5 protein-coding genes are annotated in these 3,831 nt (G+C 30.3%); 1 reads left to right on the top strand and 4 read right to left on the bottom strand.

Features of this window, described 5'->3' with window-relative positions; all coding sequences use genetic code 11:
- Positions 1 to 614: DUF4139 domain-containing protein (locus ACIQ11_RS09430; RefSeq protein WP_396154369.1), on the top strand; the 614-nt coding region annotated here is incomplete at its 5' end.
- A gap of 93 nt (positions 615 to 707) precedes the next feature.
- Here ACIQ11_RS09430 and ACIQ11_RS09435 read toward each other — a convergent pair.
- From ACIQ11_RS09435 to ACIQ11_RS09450, 4 genes are all read right to left on the bottom strand, one after another.
- Positions 708 to 1,397 carry a hypothetical protein gene (locus ACIQ11_RS09435; RefSeq protein WP_396154370.1) on the bottom strand — a complete coding sequence of 230 codons (690 nt, stop codon included), beginning with the start codon at positions 1,395 to 1,397 and terminating at the stop codon, positions 708 to 710.
- Between the two features lie 73 nt (positions 1,398 to 1,470).
- Positions 1,471 to 2,508 carry an aldo/keto reductase gene (locus ACIQ11_RS09440; RefSeq protein WP_396154371.1) on the bottom strand — a complete coding sequence of 346 codons (1,038 nt, stop codon included), beginning with the start codon at positions 2,506 to 2,508 and terminating at the stop codon, positions 1,471 to 1,473.
- Positions 2,509 to 2,580: 72 nt separating this feature from the next.
- Positions 2,581 to 3,036: a DUF1569 domain-containing protein gene (locus ACIQ11_RS09445; RefSeq protein ID WP_396154372.1), complete on the bottom strand. Its 456-nt coding sequence runs from the start codon at positions 3,034 to 3,036 to the stop codon at positions 2,581 to 2,583.
- Positions 3,037 to 3,107: 71 nt separating this feature from the next.
- Positions 3,108 to 3,831 (bottom strand): OmpA family protein (locus ACIQ11_RS09450; protein ID WP_396154373.1); only part of this gene is annotated, 724 nt, incomplete at its 5' end.

The raw sequence follows: 3,831 nt of genomic DNA on the forward strand, positions 1-3,831 counted from the left end.
AACAAGAATTAAATGTGTCATTCGATATTGATATCCCGTATGATATATTATCTAATGGAAAAGCACATAGCGTATCCTTAAAAGATATTAAAATTCCAGCAACTTATAAGTATTATGCGGCACCGAAAGCAGAAAAAGAAGCCTTTTTATTGGCTGAATTAAACGATTATGCAAAATATAATTTATTGCCTGGTGAGGCAAATATTGTTTTCGAAGGGATGTATGTTGGAAAAACGACGATAAATCCGAACCAAACGCAAGATACTTTAAATTTAAGTTTGGGTAGAGATAAAAAAATCTCGATTAAACGTGAAAGAATAACTGACAAATCGGGAACTAAATTTTTATCATCCTATAAAGAGCAAACCTTTACGTATGATATTACGGTTAGAAACAACAAAAAAGAAGAAATTAATATGTTGTTAAAAGACCAATATCCATTAAGTACAGATAAAGAAATAACTGTTGAACTTTTAGATAAAGATGGTGCAAAAGCAAATGAAGAAACAGGTGATTTAAGTTGGGAAATTAAATTGAGACCAAATGAAACAAAAAAATATAGAATCAGTTACAAAGTAAAATATCCAAAAGATAAAATAATAGGGAATCTTTAATTGAAGAAATCCTATAAAGTTTTAAAATAAAAAAATGAGAGTTTATATAACTCTCATTTTTTTATTTATACATTTTATTACAAATTTAAACTTCTATTTTAAAGTGTCTAAATAATTAACTAAGAGTAACAACTCTTTCTCCTCGTTAAGAGAGATTTTGTTTGTTTTTATAAAGGCGGATATTTCCTTTTCATATATAGGAAATAATTTCAAAAGATCTTTATTTTTTTTCGGCATTTCAACTATAGATTTATCAGATAATCCAATAAAATATAATTTTTCGCCCTTTTTAAAATGAGAAGGTATCGGTTCTGAATAAGCATTTGATGCATCAGCATATGGCACATAAACAATTACTTCTTTTGTGTAAAAATTTATATTTTTATTAGTTGTTTCCACTCCCAAAAAACCTTTTTTAGATGCGTTTTCAGAATTATAATTTAAATAGCTGTATACTTTGTTAATATAAGGAATTTTTATTGTAGTATAATCTTGAGGAACTAAAGCGTATACTTTATCATTCTTTTTAAATTCTAATTCATCTAAAACTGCATTGTATCTAACCGGAAGAATGGTTGCAACTGTGTCTGTAAGTCGAATCTGACCATCATAAAAGTTTTCATCAGCATAAGCTGATCCACTAACCTCTTTAATTTTAACAGTTGACTTAATTTCTCTTGTTAAATCCCAAGAAGCAAATTGACTGGTTTCTCTACCAAGAGATTGAACTTGCGAGTAACTTGAAAAAGAAATTGAAAGAATAAACAATAAAATAGACTTCATAGTTTTAATTTTTAGATTAAGAGGTGGTAAAAATAGTGTTTTTATTTGAAATTTAAAATGCGAATATAAAAAATTAAGGCGCTGGGTTTGGAATTAATTCCTGAATTTTATTGATTTCTTCAAAAACGGAATCAGTAAGCAACACATCAAAAGCATTGATGTTTTCTTCTAATTGGTCAAATGTGGTAGCGCCAATTATGGTTGAAGTCACAAATTCTTGATGGTTTACAAAGGCAATCGCCATTTCGGTTATCGTCAAGCCCAAACTATGTGCTAAATCTTGGTATAATTTTGTGGCTTTAAAACAATTTTCGTTTGTGTAACGAACAAAATTTGGAAATAATTTCATTCGCGAATTGTCTGGAGTGCCATTTAAATATTTACCAGATAAAAATCCAAAACCTAATGGTGAATACGCCAATAAACCAACATTTTCACGCATACCTATTTCAGATAAACCGACTTCGTATAATCTATTTAACAAAGAAAATGGATTTTGAATGGTGGCAATTCTAGGTAAATTATGTTTTTCACTTTCCATTAAAAACTTCATCACACCCCACGGGTTTTCATTTGAAATACCAATATGTTTTATTTTTCCTTCTTTAATTAATCCATCAAAAACAGTTAAAACTTCAAAAACATTTTCTTGCCAATGCGTGTCTAATTTTTCTACACCTCTTTTTTGAAACATATTCATAATACGCTCCGGCCAATGTGTTTGATACAAATCAATGTAATCTATTTGCAAGTTTTTTAAACTTAATTCTACAGCTTCAGTAAGGCTTTTCTTAGAGAAATCAAGGGGTTTACGAATGTAATCCATACCTCTATTTGGTCCTGCAATTTTAGTGGCTATCACTAAATCGTCTCTTTTATGCTTGTTTTTGGCTAACCAAGTTCCAATAAAACGTTCGGTACTTCCAAAAATATGTTCGTTTCCGCCTATGGGATACATTTCGGCTGTATCAATAAAATTAATACCGCGTTCTACAGCATAATCTAATTGGAAATGGGATTCCGCTTCGGTATTCTGATTTCCGAATGTCATTGTTCCTAAACAAGCTTTGCTGACTTTTAAATCGGTATTTGGTAGCGTAGTGAATTTCATTATAAAACTTTTTATTGAATGACGAAGTTACGAAGTTTAAAAAAGGAAAAGCAAATATGATATAGATTTTATTTATTTCAAGATATCCTCTATAATTTTTAAATGATGTTTGGTGTGAATCGTTAAAAATTTTTTGGTTTGTTTTACATTTAAATCCTTAAAAAAAGGATGATTAAAAAACTGATTTTCAGAAAAAGAATCCAGTTTTAAAACATTATTTTTAGCTGCTGCTAATTTCGCGATTAGTTCCTCTTGAGTAGCAACTTGAGTTGGAATAACAACTTTTGGCGCTTGTGCTTTACCTCTTGGAATTTTACCTGTTGTAAAAACCATAAATTTAGGAAAGGTCCATTTGGGTTGATATTTAGATGGGTCTGAAATTTCTATCTGACCAATAATGCCATTTATCACCAACAAACAATGGTCTATTTGCCAGCCAACAGTACTATTTGAAACCTTCGGATTTGTTTTTTCAAAATTAGAAATATGACTTTCTAATTGTAGAAGTAATGGGAGAAGTGGGTTCATAATTTCTGAAATAAGAAAGTTGCCTAAAAAAGTAATTTCCTTTTAGGCAACTTTTAGTATTAATTTGAATCTTACAATTCGTTTAACAACTTAGACAGTTCGTCTAATTTTGGAGTTAAAATAAATTCAATTCTACGATTTTTTGCTTTTCCTTCTGCCGTTTCGTTTGACAATAAAGGTGCGAATTCACCACGACCTGCAGCCGTTAAATTTTCTTTTTTAACTTTAGCATTAGCCGATAAAATGGTTACAATTGCTGTTGCACGTTTGGTAGATAAATCCCAGTTATTTTCTACGCCACCACCTATAGAACCAATAATTTTATCATTATCTGTATGTCCTTCAATAAGTACCGAAATATCCGGATTATCTCCTAAAACTTTTCCAACTAAATCCACTGCTTTTTTACCTTCTGTTCCAACAGTCCAACTTCCTGATTCGAAAAGTAATTTATTTTCCATAGAAACATACACTTTTCCATCTCTTTCAGTAACGGTTAAACCTTTTCCTTCAAACGCTTTAAGCGATTTAGATAAGGTTTCTTTCAGTTTTTTCATAGCCGCTTCTTTGTCGGCCATAATTTTTTCTAATTCTGCTAAACGAGTAGATGATTTTAATAAATCGGCTTTCAATTTATTTAATTTATCTTGCTCAGCAGCCATTGCTTTTTGTTTGGCTTCTAATTCTGCCAATAGTTCACGATTTTTTTTGATATTCGCATCTAAAGCTTCGTTACTGTCTTTTTCTAATGCATCGTAAGACGATTTTAAATTGTCTAAACTTTTCTTAGTTGCC

This window comes from Flavobacterium sp. (assembly GCF_044361065.1).
Taxonomy (GTDB): domain Bacteria; phylum Bacteroidota; class Bacteroidia; order Flavobacteriales; family Flavobacteriaceae; genus Flavobacterium.